The sequence below is a fragment of the Nocardioides sp. YJ-D4 genome (assembly GCF_054031495.1).
In genome coordinates, this window is sequence record NZ_CM132932.1 from 1,232,744 (window position 1) to 1,251,629 (window position 18,886).

17 protein-coding genes are annotated in these 18,886 nt (G+C 69.5%); 4 read left to right on the top strand and 13 right to left on the bottom strand.

Annotation, left to right across the window (positions count from 1 at the left end; all coding sequences use genetic code 11):
• Nucleotides 1-62: 62 nt before the first annotated feature.
• From ACW14X_RS05905 to ACW14X_RS05940, 8 genes are all read right to left on the bottom strand, one after another.
• Nucleotides 63-1,469: an amidase gene (locus tag ACW14X_RS05905; RefSeq protein WP_457165011.1), complete on the bottom strand. Its 1,407-nt coding sequence runs from the start codon at nucleotides 1,467-1,469 to the stop codon at nucleotides 63-65.
• Between the two features lie 9 nt (nucleotides 1,470-1,478).
• Entirely contained in the window at nucleotides 1,479-2,438 is a 960-nt protein-coding gene (locus ACW14X_RS05910) for a GNAT family N-acetyltransferase (RefSeq protein ID WP_457165012.1), read from the bottom strand.
• Between the two features lie 103 nt (nucleotides 2,439-2,541).
• Entirely contained in the window at nucleotides 2,542-3,081 is a 540-nt protein-coding gene (locus tag ACW14X_RS05915; RefSeq protein ID WP_457165013.1) for an NADPH-dependent FMN reductase, read from the bottom strand.
• A gap of 64 nt (nucleotides 3,082-3,145) precedes the next feature.
• Entirely contained in the window at nucleotides 3,146-4,756 is a 1,611-nt protein-coding gene (cimA, locus tag ACW14X_RS05920) for a citramalate synthase (RefSeq protein ID WP_457165014.1), read from the bottom strand.
• 176 nt (nucleotides 4,757-4,932) lie between these two features.
• A complete protein-coding gene (locus tag ACW14X_RS05925) occupies nucleotides 4,933-6,438 on the bottom strand; it encodes a protein kinase domain-containing protein (protein WP_457165015.1) in 1,506 nt (501 codons plus the stop codon).
• A gap of 146 nt (nucleotides 6,439-6,584) precedes the next feature.
• Nucleotides 6,585-7,664, bottom strand: a complete 1,080-nt coding sequence (locus tag ACW14X_RS05930; protein WP_400469547.1) for a branched-chain amino acid aminotransferase — start codon at nucleotides 7,662-7,664, stop codon at nucleotides 6,585-6,587.
• Nucleotides 7,665-7,767: 103 nt separating this feature from the next.
• A complete protein-coding gene (locus ACW14X_RS05935; RefSeq protein WP_160024582.1) occupies nucleotides 7,768-8,823 on the bottom strand; it encodes a 3-isopropylmalate dehydrogenase in 1,056 nt (351 codons plus the stop codon).
• Between the two features lie 9 nt (nucleotides 8,824-8,832).
• Entirely contained in the window at nucleotides 8,833-8,988 is a 156-nt protein-coding gene (locus ACW14X_RS05940) for a hypothetical protein (RefSeq protein ID WP_160024583.1), read from the bottom strand.
• A gap of 266 nt (nucleotides 8,989-9,254) precedes the next feature.
• Between ACW14X_RS05940 and ACW14X_RS05945 the strand changes: the two genes are divergently transcribed.
• Nucleotides 9,255-9,824 (top strand): O-methyltransferase, encoded by a 570-nt coding sequence (locus ACW14X_RS05945; protein WP_160024584.1) that lies wholly within the window; start codon nucleotides 9,255-9,257, stop codon nucleotides 9,822-9,824.
• A gap of 19 nt (nucleotides 9,825-9,843) precedes the next feature.
• Here ACW14X_RS05945 and ACW14X_RS05950 read toward each other — a convergent pair whose 3' ends face one another.
• Nucleotides 9,844-10,539: a DsbA family oxidoreductase gene (locus ACW14X_RS05950; RefSeq protein ID WP_457165016.1), complete on the bottom strand. Its 696-nt coding sequence runs from the start codon at nucleotides 10,537-10,539 to the stop codon at nucleotides 9,844-9,846.
• A gap of 148 nt (nucleotides 10,540-10,687) precedes the next feature.
• Between ACW14X_RS05950 and ACW14X_RS05955 the strand changes: the two genes are divergently transcribed.
• Together ACW14X_RS05955 and ACW14X_RS05960 are read left to right on the top strand one after the other, a co-directional pair.
• Complete coding sequence (locus tag ACW14X_RS05955; protein ID WP_160024589.1) at nucleotides 10,688-11,605, top strand: ABC transporter ATP-binding protein; 918 nt, start codon at nucleotides 10,688-10,690, stop codon at nucleotides 11,603-11,605.
• Complete coding sequence (locus ACW14X_RS05960) at nucleotides 11,602-12,435, top strand: ABC transporter permease subunit (protein WP_160024590.1); 834 nt, start codon at nucleotides 11,602-11,604, stop codon at nucleotides 12,433-12,435. The genes ACW14X_RS05955 and ACW14X_RS05960 overlap by 4 nt, the downstream gene beginning before the upstream one ends.
• 106 nt (nucleotides 12,436-12,541) lie before the next feature.
• Here the strand turns inward: ACW14X_RS05960 and ilvC are convergent, their stop codons facing one another.
• The 3 genes from ilvC to ACW14X_RS05975 are packed head-to-tail and all read right to left on the bottom strand — an operon-like array spanning nucleotide 12,542 to nucleotide 15,917.
• The gene (gene ilvC, locus ACW14X_RS05965) at nucleotides 12,542-13,567 is read right to left on the bottom strand and encodes a ketol-acid reductoisomerase (protein WP_160024591.1); all 1,026 of its coding nucleotides are present in this window, start codon (nucleotides 13,565-13,567) and stop codon (nucleotides 12,542-12,544) included.
• Between the two features lie 35 nt (nucleotides 13,568-13,602).
• Nucleotides 13,603-14,166, bottom strand: coding sequence for an acetolactate synthase small subunit (gene ilvN / locus ACW14X_RS05970; protein ID WP_141792540.1), 564 nt, complete (start codon nucleotides 14,164-14,166; stop codon nucleotides 13,603-13,605).
• Entirely contained in the window at nucleotides 14,166-15,917 is a 1,752-nt protein-coding gene (locus tag ACW14X_RS05975) for an acetolactate synthase large subunit (RefSeq protein WP_160024592.1), read from the bottom strand. The genes ilvN and ACW14X_RS05975 overlap by 1 nt, the downstream gene beginning before the upstream one ends.
• 362 nt (nucleotides 15,918-16,279) lie before the next feature.
• Between ACW14X_RS05975 and ACW14X_RS05980 the strand changes: the two genes are divergently transcribed.
• Nucleotides 16,280-16,804: a nitroreductase/quinone reductase family protein gene (locus tag ACW14X_RS05980; RefSeq protein ID WP_350837507.1), complete on the top strand. Its 525-nt coding sequence runs from the start codon at nucleotides 16,280-16,282 to the stop codon at nucleotides 16,802-16,804.
• Here ACW14X_RS05980 and ACW14X_RS05985 read toward each other — a convergent pair.
• Nucleotides 16,745-18,865 (bottom strand): prolyl oligopeptidase family serine peptidase, encoded by a 2,121-nt coding sequence (locus ACW14X_RS05985; protein WP_457165017.1) that lies wholly within the window; start codon nucleotides 18,863-18,865, stop codon nucleotides 16,745-16,747. The two genes, ACW14X_RS05980 and ACW14X_RS05985, sit on opposite strands and share 60 nt — an antisense overlap.
• Nucleotides 18,866-18,886: the final 21 nt, after the last annotated feature.

Consider the following 18,886-nt stretch of genomic DNA (forward strand, 5'->3'; position numbering starts at 1 on the left):
GTCGACCTTCGTCGCCCACAACTACAGATTCGGCGCGCCATTTCTGCGGTCTCGGCGAGGCTTCACCAGCCGGGCGGGAGCCGGTGGTCCCAGAGGGCGGCGTCCTCGATCTGGGCCGCGAGGGAGAGCAGGAGGGGCTCCTCGGCGGGACGGGCGGCGAGCATGACGCCGACAGGGAGACCGGACGGGGTCCAGTGGAGGGGCAGGGAGATGGCGGGCATGCCGGTGACGTTCCAGGCGGAGGTCCAGGGGGTGAACGCCTTCTGCGCCTCGAAGTCGGCGGCGGGGTCGGCGTCGTCACGGATCGCGCCGACCTTCGGCGGAGGGGTGGCGAGCGTCGGGGTGAGCACGGCGTCGTAGGGTGCCAGCGCCTCCAGGGCCATGGCGGCGTACCGACGCAGCTCGGCGATCGCCAGCCCGAACTCCGGTCCGCTGAACGCCTCTCCTCGCTCGGTGAGCCAGCGGGTCAGCGGCCGGATCTGCGATCGCTGATCCGGGGTGAGGTTGACGACCGACATCGCAGTCCCGACCGCCCAGACCGTCTCGAAGACCGCGACCGCCTCGACCGGCAGCGGCCGCGGGATGTCGACGATCTCGTGGCCCAGCGATTCCAACAAGGCAGAGGCGTTCTCCCAGGCGGCGACGCACTCGGGATCGACCGAGGTCGGGGCGATCAGCGGCTCGATGAACCGGGCGATGCGCAGCCGCCCCGGCGGCCGCTCGCACGCGTCCAGGAACGGGAGCGGCTCCTCGGGAGCCCAGAAGGGATCACCAGTACGCCGCCCCGCGAGCACGTCGAGGAAGGCCGCCGCGTCGCGTACCGACCGAGCGATCGGACCGGCGGTGGCGAGCCCGGCGGCGTCGCCGTACATCGGCGACGGGGAGATCCGTCCGCGCGTGGGCTTGAGGCCGACCAGCCCGCAGCACGAGGCCGGGATCCGGATCGAGCCGCCGCCGTCGGAGCCCTGCGCGACCGGCACCAGGCCGGCGGCGACCGCGGCGGCAGCACCGCCGGAGGAGCCGCCGGCGATCCGCGTACGGTCCCAGGGGGTGACGGCGGGCGGCGCCACGTCCGGCTCGGTGTAGCAGGGCGAGCCGAACTCCGGAGTGTTGGTCTTCCCGAGCGAGATCATCCCGGCCGCCTCGATGGACAGGGTGACGTTGTCGGAGATGTCGGGTACGAAGTCGGCGAAGGCAGCCGACCCGAAGGTCGTACGCACCCCGCGGGTGAGGTTGAGGTCCTTGATCGCCGTGGGTACGCCCCACAGCGGTGAGGCACCGACCGGCTTGACCACGAGCTCACGAGCGCAGGTCGAGATCCGCTCCTCGGCCACGGTGACGAAGGCGCCGACGTTATCGAGCCTCGCGATCCTGTCGAGGTAGTGCTCGGCGAGCTCTCCCGGGGAGACCTCGCATCGATGCAGCAGCTCTCCCTGTTCCAGGGCGGTCAGATCATGAAGCTCGGCCACCCCTGCAGACTAGTGGCCCGAGCGCCACTCGTCCTCGAGCATCGCGTAGTGCACCAGTGTCGTCCACTCGCCCTTGAACCACTCGGCCTCGCGCTCGACGGCTTCTTTCCGCATCCCGAGCCGCTCGATCACCCGCGCCGAGGCGGTGTTGCGCTCGTCGACCCGGGCGGTCACCCGGTGCAGGCCGAGCCCGTCGAACGCCAGCCCCAGCAGCGCCCGCGCGGTCTCGGTGGCGAAGCCACGGCCGCTGAACTCGGGGTTGAAGGCATAGCCGATCTCCCCCGACCGCTGCTCCTTGCTGTGCCAGAAGAGCACCACGTCGCCGATCAGCCGGCCCTCGTGCTCGACGGCGAGGCAGAGCACCTCACCCTCGCGGCGCAGGACGGAGAGACGCTTCTCGGGTGCGTACGCCTTTCGCAGCTCCTCGCGGTCACGCGGAACCGGCGGGATGTAGCGGCACACCTCTTCGAGCGAGAGATAGGCGTGCAGGTCGTCGAGGTCGCGCTCGACGTCGATCGGGCGCAACGCCAGCCGCTCGGTGGTGACCGGATAGTCCGGCGCCAGAACGGGCTCGGCGAGCTCCTGGAAGACACTCAGATGCAGCCCCGCCGGCCCGTCGAGACGGGCGTTGAGCGACTCCCACGGGGTGCGGGTGGGCGGCGCGACGAGGGTGGCGCCGCCATCGACGAGCCGGGAGGCGACGGTGGCGGAGTCCTCGACCTCGAACGCCACCCGGACGTGCCCGGCCGCCGGCTGCCCGACCTCGACCTCGTCGATGTAGGCGTGCTGGGCGGAGTTGGCGAGCTCGAGCGTGGCCAGACCGGCGTCGAGGATCGTCACATGAGCCTCACCGGGGCCGGAGAAGGCGGCCTGCTCCGGTAGGCCGAGGGTGTCGCGGTAGAAGGCCACCGCCTGCTCGTAGTCCTTCGCCTCGACCACCAGTCGGAGCTGCTTCACGGGTCCACTCATGAGCGAAACGTACGGCCGAATCGGCAGTCACGCACGCGATAAATCACCAAGGGCAGGTCTCCCCCCGCAGAGACCTGCCCTCGTGGTGCTGCCTGGTTGAGGCTCAGACAGCGGCGGGCTGGAAGCCCGCGAGCTTCTCGACGGCCTCACGGAAGCGGCCCTGGGCCTCGACGTCGGTGAAGACGTCGATCTCGTGGACCGGCTGGGAGACGATGGCGTCCTCGACGACGATGGCGCCGCCGATGCCAGCCGAGCGGGCCGCGTCGGCGTGGGACCACTTGGCACCGTAGGGCGTCGGGGCGACGCCGACGACCGAGAGGATCTTGCCCTTGAGCACGCCGGCGGCGTAGGGGCGCGAGAGCCAGTCGATCGCGTTGTTGATGACGGCGGGCATCGTGCCGTTGTACTCAGGGGTCACGATGAGCACGCGGTCGGCCTCGTCGATCACCTTGCGGAGCTGGCTCACGGCCTCGCCCGGGTCGGCCTCGAGGTCCTCGTTGAAGAACGGCACGTCCGCCAGTCCGTCGACGATCTCCAGGACGACACCCTCAGGCGCTTCGGCGACGAGCTTCTCGGCGAGCTTGCGGTTGATGGAGTCGGCGCGCAGGCTGCCAACGAGTACGGCGATACGGGTGTCGGTCACGGGTTCTCCTCGCAGGACGCGGATAGTTCAATGTTGAAGTGTTCAACGCCCGCATCCTGCGGATTCATTCCGTGACAGCCGCCTCCGACGGTGTGGTCTCGCCCACATGCCGGCGCAGCCCGAAGGTGAGCCCGTCGACCAGCGCCTCCCACGAGGCCTCGATCACGTTCGACCCGACCCCGACTGTCGTCCACGACGTCGAGCCGTCGGAGGTCTCGATCAGCACCCGCGTCCTGGCATCGGTGCCGTGTCCCTGGTCGAAGAGACGCACCTTGAAGTCGATCAGGTCGAAGTCGGCGACCACCGGGAAGGCACGCGTGATCGCGGCCCGCAGCGCCTGGTCGAGCGCGTTGACCGGGCCGTTGCCCTCGCCGGTCTCGACATGACGTACGCCGTCGGCGTGGATCTTCACGATCGCCTCGGTGGTCGAGCCCGTCTCTGCACCGCCACCGCGGGCCTCGGAGATGACCCGCCAGGACTCGACGTCGAAGAAGGACGGCCGGGCGCCCTCGACCTCCTCGATCAGGAGCAGCTCGAAGGAGGCGTCGGCCGCCTCGAAGGTGTAGCCACGCTGCTCGGCCTCCTTGACCCGCTCGGTCACCCGGGCCACCAGGTCGCGGTCGTCGGAGAGGTCGTAGCCGAGCTCGCGCCCCTTCAGCTCGATCGAGGCCCGCCCGGCCATGTCCGAGACCAGCAGCCGCATGTCGTTGCCGACGCCGGCCGGGTCCATGTGCTGGTAGAGGTTGGGGTCCACCTTGATCGCGGAGGCGTGCAGCCCGGCCTTGTGGGTGAACGCGGAGGCACCGACGTACGGCTGGCGGCCCGCGGGCGGCACGTTGGTCACCTCGGCCACCGCGTGGGCGACGCGGGTCGCCTCGCCCAGCAGCCCCGTGGGCAGCACCTCGCGGCCCAGTTTCAGCTGCAGGTTGGCGACCACGGAGACGAGGTCGGCGTTGCCCGTACGCTCCCCGTAGCCGTTGATGCAGCCCTGGACGTGCATCGCGCCGGCGTCCACGGCGGCCAGCGAGTTGGCGACAGCGCACCCGGTGTCGTTGTGGCAGTGGATGCCGACCGCTCCCTGGGTGGCGCCGCGGACGTCGTGGACGACGTCGGCCACCCAGCCCGGCAGCATCCCGCCGTTGGTGTCGCACAGCGCGACCACGTCGGCACCCGCCTCGTAGGCGGTCTTCAGGACCTCGAGCGCGTAGTCGCGGTTGGCCCGGTAGCCGTCGAAGAAGTGCTCGGCGTCGAGGAAGACCTGCTGGCCCTCTTCGCGCAGGTGGGAGACCGTGTCGCGGATCATCGCGAGGTTCTCCTCGAGCGTGGTGCGCAACGCGAGCTCGACGTGGCGGTCGTGGGACTTCGCGACGAGGGTGACGACGGAGGCCCCGGAGTCGCGGAGCGCGGCGACCTGCGGGTCGTCAGCAGCCCTCACACCTGCCCGGCGGGTCGACCCGAACGCCGCCAGCCGCGCGTGCTTGAGGTCGAGCTCGGAGACGGCCCGCTTGAAGAACTCGGTGTCCTTCGGGTTCGCACCGGGCCAACCGCCCTCGATGAACCCGACGCCCAGACCGTCGAGGTGCCGGGCGATCGCGAGCTTGTCGGCGACGCTGAGGTTCAGGCCCTCCTGCTGCGCACCGTCGCGCAGGGTGGTGTCGTAGACGTGGAATTCCATGGCTCTGTGTCCTCGGGTCCTCGGGCTGGGCTGGGTTGGGCTGGGCAACAAAAAACCCTCTCGGGAACGAGAGGGTGGCGCGTCGGGCAGGTGCTCGACGCGCTAGCGAATGATGATGACGTACGTCGTCATAGCCCTGATACTGCCACGAAATCTTTCTCCGTGGGACGGGCGTCTCACCAGCCGAGGAGCTCGACCCACCACGGCTCGTCGCCGCCGGAGAACTGCGAGCCCTCGTCGGCGAGGGTCTGGATCGGGAAGAGCGCCAGGGTGATGACCACGGCGAACCCGAGGATCCACGGCACCCATCGCGCCGAGATCCGGTGGACCGCCTTGGTCACCGGGTCACGCAGCCGGTCGCGCCCGGAGCCGGTCCACAGCGCGCCGACGAACGCCAGGCCGGCGAAGCCCAGCGTCGCCTCGAGGGAGAGCTGCAGGGCGAAGCCGATCAGCACCGCCGCCACCACGAACCCGAAGCCCCACACCCCGACCACGAACGTCTTCGGGAGCGAACGGACCAGGCGCCAGGGAGCGCCGATCAGCAGTCGGGGCGCGTCGTGCCACTTGCGACCGCGGTACCACCGCCACCGGCGCAGATCGCCGGCGGCAAGCGTGCCGGCTCGGATCAGCCACGCCGCGCCGAGCACGGCCCAGAAGCCGACGCTCGGGAACGCAGCGATGACGCCGACGGCGAAGGCGAGCAGGCCGAGCCAGACGGCACCCCGGCGCAGCTTCTCCAGGCCGCTGTCCTGGCGCGGGCCGAGCTTCTGGATCGGGGTGAACGGCGCGGCCGGCGTGGTGGCCTTCTCGCGCTCGGCCCGGTCGCTCAGCGAGAGCTGCTCCACCGGCCGGTGCACGAACGGCCGGCGCGGCGAACGCAGCCACTCGCGCACCTCGTCCAGCGTCGGGCGGTCCGCGGGGTCGGGCGACAGCGCCTGGCCGAGCAGCCCGCGCAGCGGCTGCGGCACCCCCTCGAGGTCGTGCTCACCGCGCCGGGCGCGGTCCATCAGCTTCATCGAGTTGCCCTCGCCGAAGGGCGGGCGGCCGGTCGCTGCGTACGCCACCACGGAGGCCCACGAGTGCACGTCCGAGGCCGGGGTGGCCGGGTCGCCGACCGCGATCTCGGGCGGAAGGTAGCCGGGGGTGCCGATCAGCAGACCGGTCACGGTGATCTTCGGGTCGTCGGCGACGCGGGCGAGCCCGAAGTCGATCAGGATCGGGGTGCGCCCCTCGACGATGATGTTGGCCGGCTTGATGTCACGGTGGAGGACGCCGACGGCGTGGCAGTCGGCGATGCCTTCGGCCAGGTCGCTGGCCAGCTGCTCGACGTCGTCGCGCGACAACGGCCCCTCGTTGATGATCTTGTCGTGCAGCGTCGGCCCCGGCACGTAGCGGGTCGCCAGCCACGGCACCTCACCCCACGGGTCTGCGCCGACCACTCCGGCCACCCACCTGCTCCGCACCCGCTGCAGCGAGGAGACCTCGCGCGCGAGCCGATGGCGGCCCTCCTCATCCCCCACGAACTGGGTACGCAGCACCTTCAGCGCCACTCGCTCACCGCTCGTGCGGTGGCTGGCCAGATGGACCCGCCCCATCCCGCCCTGGCCCAGCAGGGAGAGCAGGTCGTAGTCACCAACGGTGTCCCGTTGGGTCGCCGGGAGACGGCGAGGGGCTGTCGTCACGAGACAAACCTTATCCGCCGCAGCCGACACCCCGCCCAGACGTCAGGTACGTCGGCCGAGGCGTCTCTCCCGTCGGCCGACATGGCACCGATCTGCCATGTCGATTCGCGGGAGTGACGCCTCGGCCTGCGTACGTGACGGCTGGGCTAGACGATCTTGCGCATCCAGCCGAAGGTGTCCTCGGCCCGGCCGAACTGGATGTCGACGAGCTGCTTGCGGATGGTCTTCCAGACCTCGCCCTCACCGGCGGAGGCGATGGAGCCGCCGTTGTGGACGAGCTCACCGACCGGGGTGACGACGGCGGCGGTGCCGCAGGCGAAGACCTCGGTGATCTCGCCGGACTCGACGCCGGACTTCCACTCGTCGATGGCGAACTTGCGCTCCTCGACGGTGTAGCCCAGCTTGCCCGCGAGCTCGATGATGGAGGCGCGCGTGATCCCCTCGAGGATCGTGCCGGTCTCGGGAGTGACGATCCGGCCGTCGGCGTGGACGAAGTAGAGGTTCATGCCGCCGAGCTCCTCGACGTACTTGCCCTCCTGCGCGTCCAGGAAGACCACCTGGTCGCAGCCGTTGGCCGAGGCCTCGGCCTGGGCGACCAGTGAGGAGGCGTAGTTGCCGCCGGTCTTGGCCGCGCCCATGCCGCCGCGGCCGGCGCGGGTGTAGTCCTCGGTGAGCCAGATCCGCACCGGCTTCACGCCGCCCTTGAAGTAGGAGCCGGCGGGCGAGGCGATGACCATGTAGGTCACGTGCTGGGCCGGGCGCACGCCGAGGAACGACTCCGAGGCGAACATGAAGGGCCGCAGGTAGAGGCTCTTCTCATCGCTCTCCGAGGCCTCGGGCACCCAGCGCTGGTCGACCTTGACCAGGTCGAAGACGGTCTGCACAAAGTCCTCGATCTCGAGGACGGGCAGCGCGAGCCGCTCGCTGGAGCGGGCCATCCGGGCGGCGTTGGCCTCGGGCCGGAACGACCAGATCGAGCCGTCGGCGTGCCGGTAGGCCTTCATCCCCTCGAAGATCTCCTGGGCGTAGTGCAGCACAGCTGCCGACGGGTCCAGGCTGAGCGGTGCGTACGCCTCGATGCGACCGTTGTGCCAGCCCTGTTCGGGCGTCCACTCGACGGTGAGCATGTGATCGGTGAAATGGTTGCCGAAGCCTGGGTTCGCCAGGACCTCCGCGAGCTGCTTGTCGGTGGCCGGTTGGGTCGACAATGTGGTGCTGATCTCCATGACCATGAGATTAGTCCTGTTCTGCGGTCGAAACGTAAGTGATGAGGACAGACGAAGGGCCGGGCGCAGAAACTCTGCGCCCGGCCCCTTCGGGGATGAGCGGCTAGCCGGCTACGCGGGCGGCGATCGCGTCGCCGACCTCGGAGGTCGTACGTGGCTCGGTGCCGCGCTCGGAGAGATCGGCGAGCACGGCGGCGTCGATGGCGGCGGCAGCCTCGGGGTGACCGAGGTGCTCGAGCAGAAGGGCCCCGGACAGGATGGCCGCGGTGGGGTCCGCCTTCTGCTGGCCGGCGATGTCGGGGGCGGAGCCGTGGACCGGCTCGAACATCGAGGGGAACTCCCGGGAGGAGTTGATGTTGCCGGAGGCGGCCAGGCCGATGCCGCCGGTGATGGCAGCGGCGAGGTCGGTGATGATGTCGCCGAAGATGTTGTCGGTGACGATCACGTCGAAGCGGGCCGGGTCGGTGGCCAGGAAGATCATCACCGCGTCGATGTGGAGGTAGTCCACGGTGACGTCGGGGAACTCCTCGGCGACCTGCTGGGTGATCCGCCACCACAGCGAGCCGGCGTTGACGAGCACGTTGGTCTTGTGGACCAGGGTCAGCTTCTTGCGCGGGCGCGCCTGGGCACGAGCGAAGGCGTCGCGTACGACCCGCTCCACGCCGTAGGCGGTGTTGACCGAGGTCTCGGTGGCGACCTCGTGCGGGGTTCCGACCCGCATCGCGCCACCGTTGCCGGTGTAGAGGCCCTCGGTGCCCTCGCGCACCACGACGAAGTCGATCTCTCCCTTGTCGAGCACGGCCGGCGACAGCGGGGAGATCGCCCCCGGGAAGAGCCGCGACGGGCGCAGGTTGACGTAGTGGTCGAGCTCGAAACGGAGCTTGAGCAGCAGCCCGCGCTCCAGGATGCCGGGAGGCAGGTTCGGGTCGTTCGGCTTGCCGCCGATCGCGCCGAGCAGGATGGCGTCCTGCTCCTTGATCTCGGCGAGAACGGACTCGGGGAGCACCTCACCGGTGGCGAGATAGCGCTCGGCGCCGAGGTCGTAGCGGGTCTGCTCGAACTTCACCGGAGAGGCGATCTCGAGCACCTTCAGCGCCTCGGCGGTCACCTCCGGTCCGATGCCGTCGCCGGGGATCACTGCGAGGTTGGTCGTAGACATACGGCGAGACTAGTTGTCGTCGGGCAGCTGGCCGCCGTTGTCCCGCAGGTCGAGCGCCTGCTGCACCGCAGCGATGGTGTTCTCGACGCTGTGCGGGTTGTCCGGGTTGTGGCTCGCCGGCCCCCACTCGCGGTACTCAGGGCTTTCGGGGTACATCGCGTACATGGCTTCTTCCTTCACACTTCGGGTCAACAGAGGGTGTGGGAGAGAAGCCGGGGTCTTTAGAAGACGGAAGCCACCGCGACGAGGTGGCTTCTCCTGCGGTCGTTACCGCCGGGCCCCGTCGCGGCACTCGAGTACGAGAAAAATGCTCCGCATGGTGTTCTGACGTTAACCCGGGAGACGCTTCCAGAGAGCAGATCTGGACGAATGGTCCGCCATCCGAGACACCCGTGCGCGCGCTCACACGCGATATCGGGAAGACTGGCCCTGTGAGTGCACCCCCAGAGCTTCCGGACATCGTGACCCGCGCCTTCGACGTCTCCCGTCGCGCGGGCTATGTGTCGTTCTGCCGCAACGAGACCGGGCGGCTGCTGGCGACTCTGGCGGCCACCCGGAGCGGCACGATGGCGGAGTTCGGCACCGGTTGCGGTGTCGGCACCGCGTGGTTGCGAAGCGGCGTACGCGGCCAGGCCGCCCAGATCGTCTCCGCCGAGCTCGACGAGCACCTCGCCAAGGAGGCCGCCGAGATCTTCGCGGACGACGCGCAGGTCGAGGTCATCGCCGCCGACTGGGGCATCCTGCGCGACCGGGGCCCGTTCGCGCTGCTCTTCCTCGACGCCGAGACCCCCGGCGGGGTCTCCCCCGACCAGCTCTCCGACCTGGTCGAGGAGGGCGGCATCGTCGTCATCGACGACCTCATCCCGACCGACCTGTGGCCGCCGATCGTCTACGGCCGCGTCGACAGCCTGCGCGAGTCCTGGCTCACCGACGAGCGCTTCACCACCGTCGAGGTCATGGTCGCCGCCGACACCAGCGTCCTGCTCGCCACCAAGCGCTAGACCGTTCCGGCCCGGCGGCTCAGATCGCGTAGCCGTCGGGACCGCAGGCGTCGCCCTCGCCGACGAGCGTGAGCGCCGGCTTGGTCTCGGCGTGCACCTTCTCCAGGAGTTGGCTGAACAGGTCGGTCGGCTGGGCGCCTGAGACGCCGTACTTCCCCTCCACGACGTAGAACGGCACCCCGGTCGCCCCGTAGGCGCGGGCCTGGTCGATGTCAGCCTGCACGTCGCCGGCGAACTCGTCGCCCGCGAGGACCTCGTCCACCCGGCGGGCGTCGAGACCGACGTTCACCGCAGCCTGCTTCAGGACGGCGTGGTCGCCCATCGACTCACCGCGGGTGAAGTACGCAGCGAGCAGCTCCTCCTTGAGCACGGCCTGCTTGCCCTCGGCCTTGGCCAGATGGAGCAGCCGGTGAGCGTCGATGGTGCGCGCGTGCGGGGTGTCCTCGTGACGGAACTCGAGACCGGCCGCGGCGGCGGGCACGTTGGCCTGCTTCATCATCTCGCGGGCCTGGTCGACGGAGGCGCCGAACTTCTTTGCCAGGGCCTCGACCGTGGTCTCGACGGGCACCTGCGGCGCGGTCGGGTCGAGCTCGAAGGAGTGGTAGAAGATCTCGACGTCGTCGCTGTGCTCGAAGCGCTCCAGGGCTTCCTCGAGGTGGCGCTTGCCGATGTAGCACCAGGGACAGACAACGTCGGACCAGACATCAATACGCATGCCCTGAGAACGTTTCGTCCGGTACGAAACATTCCACAGTGGACCGATCTACCCCGAGACGGTCTCAGGGGAGATCAGGGGAAGGTCCAGGCACCCGCCAGGGATCTGCCCGACGCGCCCGGGGGTCGCCTGGCACCAGGCTCGGAGCATGATCCAGATCGATGCCCTCTCCAAGAGGTACGGCAGGTTCACGGCCGTCGACAACGTGACCTTCACCGCCGAGCCCGGTCGGGTGACCGGCTTCCTCGGCCCCAACGGCGCCGGTAAGTCCACGACCATGCGCATCCTGGTCGGACTCACCGATCCGTCCTCCGGCAGCGCCCACCTGCTGGGCCGCCACTTCTCCCAGCTGCCCAACCCCGGTCGCGAGGTCGGCGTGCTGCTGGACGCCTCCGCCCAGCACGGCGGGCGCACCGGCCGCGAGATCCTCACCCTGGCCGCCCGCACCATGGGGCTGCCGAAGTCCAGCGTCGCCGAGACCCTCGACCGGGTCAGCCTGACCGAGGAGGAGGCCGGTCGTCGCGTACGCAACTACTCACTCGGGATGCGGCAGCGGCTCGGCATCGCGACGGCTCTGATCGGCGACCCCGAGGTGCTGATCCTCGACGAGCCGGCCAACGGCCTCGACCCGGCCGGCATCCGCTGGATGCGCGACCTGCTGCGCGGCTTCGCCGACGACGGCGGCACCGTGCTGCTCTCCTCGCACCTGCTGCACGAGATCGAGGTGATCGCCGATGACATCGTGGTGATCGGCAACGGCCGGATCGTGGCGCAGGGCACCAAGCAGGAGCTGCTCACCAGCGGCGAGACGTACGCCCGCTCCAGCGACCCCACCTCGCTCGGCCGGGCCCTCCAGCGGGCCGGCCACACCGCCGAGCTCACCACCGAGGGGGCGGTCCTCAGCGACGCCGACCTCACCACCGTCGGCCAGATCGCCTTCGACACCGGGCTGGTGCTGACCGAGCTCCGCGCCGCCGACGGCGCCGGCCTGGAGGAGATGTTCCTCCAGCTCACCGCCGAGACCCAGCGCGACCACCTCGAGACTCCCGAAGGGAATGCAGCATGACCACCACGACCCTCGCCCCTGAGCCGGCCACGCCGGCCGGACGCAACCCCGAGGCAGTACGCCGCCGCGAGCGGGCCGTGCCCGCCCCGATCCCCTTCGGCCGGATCGCCGGCGTCGAGCTGCGCAAGATGTTCGACACCCGCTCAGGGTTCTGGCTGATGGCCAGCCTGGTCGTGCTCTCGCTGGCCGCGACCGCGGTGACGATCATCTTCGTCGACGCCGACAACCTCGACTACGAGGGCTTCGCCAGCGCCTGGGGCATGCCGATGTCGGTGGTCCTGCCGATGATCGCAGTGCTGGCAGTCACCAGCGAATGGAGCGCCCGCAGCGCACTGACCACCTTCACCCTGGTGCCCGGCCGCGGCCGCGTCATCGCCGCGAAGGCCCTGGTCACCGCCGTGGTCGGCGTCGTCGCCATCGCGGTAGCGGCGGCCGTCGGGGCGCTCGGCTACCTCGGCGTGGCAGCCGTCATGGACCTCGACCCGGTGTGGAACATCTCGTTCACCGAGCTCGCCCAGGTGACCCTGGCCAGCGAGATCGGCATGTTCATGGGCTTCATGCTCGGCACGGTCTTCCGCAGCTCGCCGGGTGCGATCGTGGCGTACTTCGTCTACGCCCTCGTCCTCCCCGGCGTCTCCTCGGCGCTCGCCTCGACCAACACCTGGTGGGCCGAGCACGCCACCTGGTTCGACCTCAACTGGGCGACGATGAACCTCTACTCCGAGATGACCGACAAGATGTGGGCCCAGCTGGGCGTCGCGGGCCTGATCTGGCTCGTGGTTCCGATGCTCGTCGGCCTCCGCCTGGTCCTCAAGTCCGAGGTCAAATAACCCGTCGAGTCGGCGCAATCTGACCACAAAATCCAGCCGAGTCGGCGCGTTAGAACGCGCCGACTCGGCTTGGTTTTCTGTCAGTTTGTGCCGACTCGGCACCTTGTCAGCGGGCGGCTGAACCCTCGGTGTAGTCGTCGTCGGACTGGCTCCACGAGAAGTGGGCGCGCAGGGCCTTGCCGGTGGCCTCGATCGGGTGACCGGCCTCCTCCTCGCGCAGCTTCTGGAACTCGGCCGCACCGTTGTCCTGGTCGGCGATGAAGCGGGCGGCGAAGGAGCCGTCCTGGATCTCGGCGAGCACCTGCTGCATGGTCTCCTTGACCTGCGGGCCGATGACGCGCGGGCCGGAGACGTAGTCGCCGTACTCAGCAGTGTCGGAGATCGACCAGCGCTGCTTGGCGATGCCGCCCTCCCACATCAGGTCCACGATGAGCTTGAGCTCGTGGAGCACCTCGAAGTAGGCGATCTCGGGCTGGTAGCCGGCCTCGGTGAGCGTCTCGAACCCGGCCTGGACCAGGTGGGAAACACCGCCGCAGAGGACGGCCTGCTCGCCGAAGAGGTCGGTCTCGGTCTCCTCGGTGAAGGTCGTCTTGATGACGCCGGCGCGGGTGCCACCGATGCCCTTGGCGTACGACTTCGCGAGGTCCCACGCGGAGCCGGAGGCGTCCTGCTCCACGGCGATGATGTCCGGGATGCCTCGGCCGGCGACGTACTCACGACGGACGGTGTGGCCCGGGGCCTTCGGGGCGACCAGGATCACGTCGACGCCCTCGGGCGCCTTGATGTAGCCGAAACGCACGTTGAAGCCGTGCCCGAAGACGAGGGTCTTGCCGGCGGTCACGTGGGGCGCGAGCTGGTCGTTGTAGAGACCACGCTGGTGCTGGTCGGGGGCGAGGATGACGATCACGTCGGCCTCGGCCGCGGCGTCGGCCGGCGCGAGGACCTTGAAGCCCTCCTCCTCGGCCTTGGGGGTCGACTTCGAACCGGGCTGCAGGCCGATGCGCACGTCCACACCGGAGTCACGCAGGTTGAGCGCGTGGGCGTGGCCCTGGCTGCCGTAGCCGATGACGGCAACCTTCTTCGCCTGGATCAGCGCGAGGTCGGCGTCGTCGTCGTAGAAAATCTCAGCCACGAGGGCTTCTCCTTTAGTTGTGTTTGATAGGGGTTTCAGACCGCGGAAGGCGGAGCGGGCACAGCCACGGATCGCAGGCTGCGCTCGGAGATCGACCGGGAGCCGCGGCCCATGCCGACCATGCCGGACTGGGAGAGCTCACGGATGCCGAAGGGCTCGATGACCCGGAGGAAGTCGTTGAGCTTCCCGGTGTTGCCGGCGAGCTGGACGATGACCGTGTCGGTGGACACGTCGACGACCTTCGCCCGGAAGAGCTGGATGGTGTCGAGCACCTGGCTGCGGGTCTCCGTGGTGGCGGTGATCTTGACCAGCATGAGGGCGCGCTGGACGCGCGTCTCAGGCTCGAGCTCGACGATCTTGATCACCTCGACCAGCTTGTTGAGCTGCTTGGTGACCTGCTCGAGGGGGGTGTTCTCGAGATTGACCACGACCGTCATGCGGGAGAGCTCGTCGTGCTCGGTCGGACCGACCGCGAGAGACTCGATGTTGAAGCCGCGACGCGAGAAGAGCGCGGCCACGCGGGCCAGGACGCCGGGCTTGTTCTCGACCAGGACGCTCAGCGTGTGCTTGCCGCCGGTCTTCACGGGCTGAATGCTCATCACAGGTCGTCCTCGTCGAACTCGGGCGCGAGGTCGCGCGCGTACTGGATCTCGTCGTTGGAGGAGCCGGCGGCGACCATCGGCCACACCATGGCGTCCTTGTTGACCCGGAAGTCGACGACGACGGGCATGTCGTTGATCTCCATGGCCTTCTCGATGGTGGCGTCGACGTCGTCGGCAGAGTCGCAGGCCAGGCCGACGCAGCCCATGGCCTCGGCCAGCTTGGGGAAGTCAGGGATGCGCTTGGGCTGGCCGTGGGACTGCAGGTTGGTGTTGGAGTAGCGCTCGCCGTAGAAGAGCGTCTGCCACTGGCGCACCATGCCGAGGTTGTCGTTGTTGATGATCGCGACCTTGATCGGGATCCCCTCGATCGCGCAGGTGGCCAGCTCCTGGTTGGTCATCTGGAAGCAGCCGTCGCCGTCGATCGACCACACCGTGGAGTCCGGGCACCCGACCTTCGCGCCCATCGCGGCCGGGACGGAGTAGCCCATCGTGCCGAGGCCGCCGGAGTTGATCCAGGTGTTGGGGTGCTCGTAACCGATGAACTGCGCGGCCCACATCTGGTGCTGGCCGACGCCGGCGGTGAAGATCGTCTCCTCGCCGGAGATCTTGCCGAGCCGCTCGATGACGTACTGCGGGGAGAGGCCCTCGGCGGGGAGGTCGTAGCCGAGCGGGTACGCCTTCTTGATCCCGGCCATGAACGCGACCCAACCCTCGTAGTCGCCCTCCTTGCCGGCTTCCTTCTCGGCGGTGAGGACTGCGATCAGGTCGGTGAGGACCTCACGCACGTCGCCCACGATCGGGACGTCGGCGTAGCGGTTCTTGCCGATCTCGGCCGGGTCGATGTCGGCGTGGATCACCTTGGCGTTGGGGGCGAAGGAGTCCAGGTTGCCGGTGACGCGGTCGTCGAAGCGGGCGCCGAGGCTGATGATCAGGTCCGACTTCTGCAGGCCGGCGACGGCGGGGACGGTGCCGTGCATACCCGGCATCCCGAGGTGCTGCGGGTGGGAGTCGGGGAAGGCGCCGCGCGCCATCAGGGTGGTCACCACCGGGATCCCGGTGAGCGTGGCCAGCTGCAGCAGCTCGCGGTGGGCGCCGGAGCGGATGGTGCCGCCACCGACGTACAGGACCGGCTTCTTGGCCTCCAGCATCAGGCGCGCCGCCTCGCGGATCTGCTTGGCGTGCGGCCTGGTCACCGGGCGGTAGCCCGGCAGGTGGAGCTCGGTCGGCCACCGGTAGGTGGTGGTGGCCTGCAACGCCGACTTGGTGACGTCGACGAGGACCGGACCCGGCCTCCCGGAGGAGGCGAGGTGGAAGGCCTCAGCGACCCGCAGCGGGATCTCCGCGGGGTCGGTGATGAGGAAGCTGTGCTTGGTGACCGGCATCGTGATGCCGCGGATGTCCGCCTCCTGGAAGGCGTCGGTGCCGATCATCGCCGCGCCGACCTGGCCGGTGATGGCCACCATCGGCACGGAGTCCATGTTGGCGTCGGCGAGCGGGGTGACCAGGTTGGTCGCGCCCGGGCCGCTGGTCGCCATGCAGACCCCGACCTTGCCGGTCGCGGCGGCGTAGCCTTGTGCGGCGTGGCCGGCGCCCTGCTCATGACGTACGAGAATGTGGCGGATCTTCGAGTCCATCAGCGGGTCGTACGCCGGAAGGATCGCTCCTCCCGGAATGCCGAAGATGTTCTCGGCTCCCGCTGCTTCCAGCGACTTGATCAGGCTCTGTGCGCCTGTCATCTGCTCGCTCATGTCCGCCGTCCTACTCATCGGAGCTTCTACTCATGGGATCTCGTGGTGGGCTGCTTGTGCAACAAAAAACCCTCCGGCCCGGCGGGCAACGGAGGGAGACGCGTCGTCTGGGGCCAGTGGCTCCTAGGCGACGCGCCTGATAAGTACGAGAATGCTGTTCAGCATGCCCACACGTTAACCCCATGTGTCGCGCCGTGTCACCACACCCTATCGCGCGTCCCATGATCTGAGATCACCGTCCCAGTATCTGTCAGTCGTTCGGTTGCGGATCTCAGGGTTCTCACCGAGGCGACCGGCCCGCGGCCGTCGATACGCTGGCCGGACACAAGGTTCTCGGGTCTGACTGCCCCATGGAGGCAACGATGTCGACCGACGAGAAGCAGAAGTCCCCGTGGCTACCGCCACGCTGGTTCATCCGCGCCGCGTGGTGGTTCCACCGCCGGTTGTACGCCGCTGGCGGAGCCCGCTTCCTGCGCCGCCCACGCGCCGACCGGGCCGGCATGCTGCGGCTGACGACGGTCGGGCGCCGCACCGGACAGGAGCGCTCGGTGATCGTGTCCTACGTCCCCGACGGGTCGAGCTACGTCACGTTGGCGATGAACGGCTGGGCCGACCCGCCGCCCGCCTGGTGGCTCAACCTGCTGGCGCACCCCGATGCCGTCGTCGAGACCGTCGACGGCCGGCAGCGGGTTCGCGCCCGCGAGGCCACCGGGCCCGACCGGGAGCGGCTGTGGAAGGTGCTCGCCGCCTCCGACGACGGGTGGGGTGAGCTGGACGACTTCGCCGCCCGCCGCTCGCACCCCACTCCGGTCGTGGTCCTGGAGCTCTCAGACCAGTCCGAGCCGCTCGCGCAGGAAGGTCCACGCGAAGGCGGAGAGATGGGCTGACTGGGCGTTGTTGGCAGCGCCGCCGTGGCCGCCCTCGATGTTCTCGTAGTAGGTGACGTCCTTGCCGGTCGCGGCCAGGAGCGCGGCCATCTTGCGGGCGTGGCCGGGGTGGACGCGGTCGTCCTTGGTGGAGGTGGTGAGCAGGACGGGCGGGTAGGTCCTGGCGGCGTCCAGCAGGTGGTAGGGCGAGAAGGTCCGGATGTACTCCCACTCCTCCGGGACGTCCGGGTCGCCGTACTCGGCCATCCAGCTCGCTCCGGCGAGAAGATGCGAGTAGCGCTTCATGTCCAGCAGCGGCACCTGGATCACGACCGCGCCGAACAGCTCGGGGTAGAGGGTGAGCATGTTGCCGGTCAGCAGCCCGCCGTTGGAGCCACCCTGGATCCCGAGGTGCTGGGCGTCGGTCACACCGGTCTCGGCGAGGTGGCGGGCGACCGCGGCGAAGTCCTCGTACGCCTTGTGCCGGTTCTCCTTCAACGCCGCCTGATGCCAGGCCGGGCCGTACTCCCCTCCCCCGCGGATGTTGGCGACGGCGTAGACACCGCCCTCGCTGAGCCAGGACCGGCCGACACCGGCGGAGTAGCCCGGCGTCATCGGGATCTCGAAGCCGCCGTAGCCGTAGAGCAGCGTCGGCGCCGGTCGACCGCCGCCGGCGAGGGCAGCCTCGGCGCCGACGATGAAGTAGGGGATCCGGGTGCCGTCCGCCGAGGTCGCGAAACGCTGCTCGGCGCGGAGCCCCTCGGTGTCGAACCAGGCCGGCGCCGACTTGAGCGGCTCGATCGTCTCCGCGCCGATCTCGGTCAGCCCGTACGTCGTGGGGGTCAGGTAGCCGCTGGTGACGACCCAGACCTCGTCGGACTCGACCGCGTCGACGGCACGGGTGCCGACGGCGGCCACCGGGTCGGTCACGGGGAACTCCGAGCGCCTCCACTCGCCGGAGGGCGAGGGGGTCAGCACATGCAGCTGGTTCTTGACGTCCTCGAATACGTTGAGGACGAGGTGGTTGCGGGTCCAGGTCGCCCCGGCGAGAGAGGTCTTCGCGGTGGGCTCGAAGAGCACGGTCAGGTCGCGCTCACCGGCCAGGAACCGCTCCGCGTCGGTCGCGAGCAGCGAGCCGGCGGCGTACGTCGCTCCGGCGACCGTCCACTCCTCGCGCAGCTCGATGACCAGCCACTCGCGGTGGAAGCCGGCCTCGGCCGAGTCGGGGATGTCGAGCTTGGTGAGGGTCTGCTCGGGGGTGCCGGGGTCGGTGGCGACGTACGTCTCGGACTTGTAGAACGCGATCGAGCGGCTGACCAGGTCGCGCTCGAAGCCGGGGGTGTGGATGCGGCGGGCGGAGATGTACATGTCCTCGTCGGTGCCCTCGTAGACCACCGCCGCGTCCTCGAACGGGGTGCCGCGGCGCCACAGCTTCACGATCCGCGGGTAGCCGCTCGGCGTGAGCGATCCCGGACCGAAGTCGGTGTAGACGTAGACCGCGTCGGGGCCGCACCAGGAGAGCGCGCCCTTGGCGCCGCCCTGCTCGACGGCACGGGTGAAGCCACCATCCGCAGGCGCGACGAACGCCTTCTCGACGAGGTCGAACTCCCTGGTGACGTCGGCGTCCGAGCCGCCCGGTGAGAGGTCGACGAGCACCTTGCGCCACGGCTCGCCGGGCTCGGGGCGGAGCACCGAGGCGCCGTGCCAGACCCAGCTCTCGCCCTCCTCCTCGGCGAGCGCGTCGAGGTCGAGCAGGATCTCCCACTCGGGATCGTCGGTGCGGTAGGACTCCGGCGTGGTGCGTCGCCAGATGCCACGCTCGTGGTCGGCGTCGCGCCAGAAGTTGTAGAGATGCGCGCCGAGGCGCGAGACCTCGGGCACCCGGTCGTCGGAGTCGAGGACCTCGAGGATCTGCGCCTCGATCTTGGCGAAGACGGGATCGGCGCCGACGCTCACGTGCGCCTCGTCGTTGCGGGCCCGGACCCAGGCCAGCGCCTCGACCCCCTCGACCTCCTCCAACCAGCCGAACGGGTCCTCCCCGGCGGGGTCGAGCGGGGTCACGATCGTCAGCTCAGAGGTCATGCGGGAAGGCTACTTCGCGGT

What these genes read in the sequence shown, in the direction of transcription:
- ACW14X_RS05940 (WP_160024583.1), bottom strand. Translation starts at nt 8,988, where the DNA reads ATGTACGCGATGTACCCCGAAAGCCCTGAGTACCGCGAGTGGGGGCCG.
- ilvN (WP_141792540.1), bottom strand. Translation starts at nt 14,166, where the DNA reads ATGAGCATTCAGCCCGTGAAGACCGGCGGCAAGCACACGCTGAGCGTC.
- ACW14X_RS05950 (WP_457165016.1), bottom strand. Translation starts at nt 10,539, where the DNA reads ATGCGTATTGATGTCTGGTCCGACGTTGTCTGTCCCTGGTGCTACATC.
- ACW14X_RS05980 (WP_350837507.1), top strand. Translation starts at nt 16,280, where the DNA reads ATGTCGACCGACGAGAAGCAGAAGTCCCCGTGGCTACCGCCACGCTGG.
- ACW14X_RS05960 (WP_160024590.1), top strand. Translation starts at nt 11,602, where the DNA reads ATGACCACCACGACCCTCGCCCCTGAGCCGGCCACGCCGGCCGGACGC.
- ACW14X_RS05930 (WP_400469547.1), bottom strand. Translation starts at nt 7,664, where the DNA reads ATGGAGATCAGCACCACATTGTCGACCCAACCGGCCACCGACAAGCAG.
- ACW14X_RS05935 (WP_160024582.1), bottom strand. Translation starts at nt 8,823, where the DNA reads ATGTCTACGACCAACCTCGCAGTGATCCCCGGCGACGGCATCGGACCG.
- ACW14X_RS05975 (WP_160024592.1), bottom strand. Translation starts at nt 15,917, where the DNA reads ATGAGCGAGCAGATGACAGGCGCACAGAGCCTGATCAAGTCGCTGGAA.
- ACW14X_RS05910 (WP_457165012.1), bottom strand. Translation starts at nt 2,438, where the DNA reads ATGAGTGGACCCGTGAAGCAGCTCCGACTGGTGGTCGAGGCGAAGGAC.
- cimA (WP_457165014.1), bottom strand. Translation starts at nt 4,756, where the DNA reads ATGGAATTCCACGTCTACGACACCACCCTGCGCGACGGTGCGCAGCAG.
- ACW14X_RS05985 (WP_457165017.1), bottom strand. Translation starts at nt 18,865, where the DNA reads ATGACCTCTGAGCTGACGATCGTGACCCCGCTCGACCCCGCCGGGGAG.
- ACW14X_RS05955 (WP_160024589.1), top strand. Translation starts at nt 10,688, where the DNA reads ATGATCCAGATCGATGCCCTCTCCAAGAGGTACGGCAGGTTCACGGCC.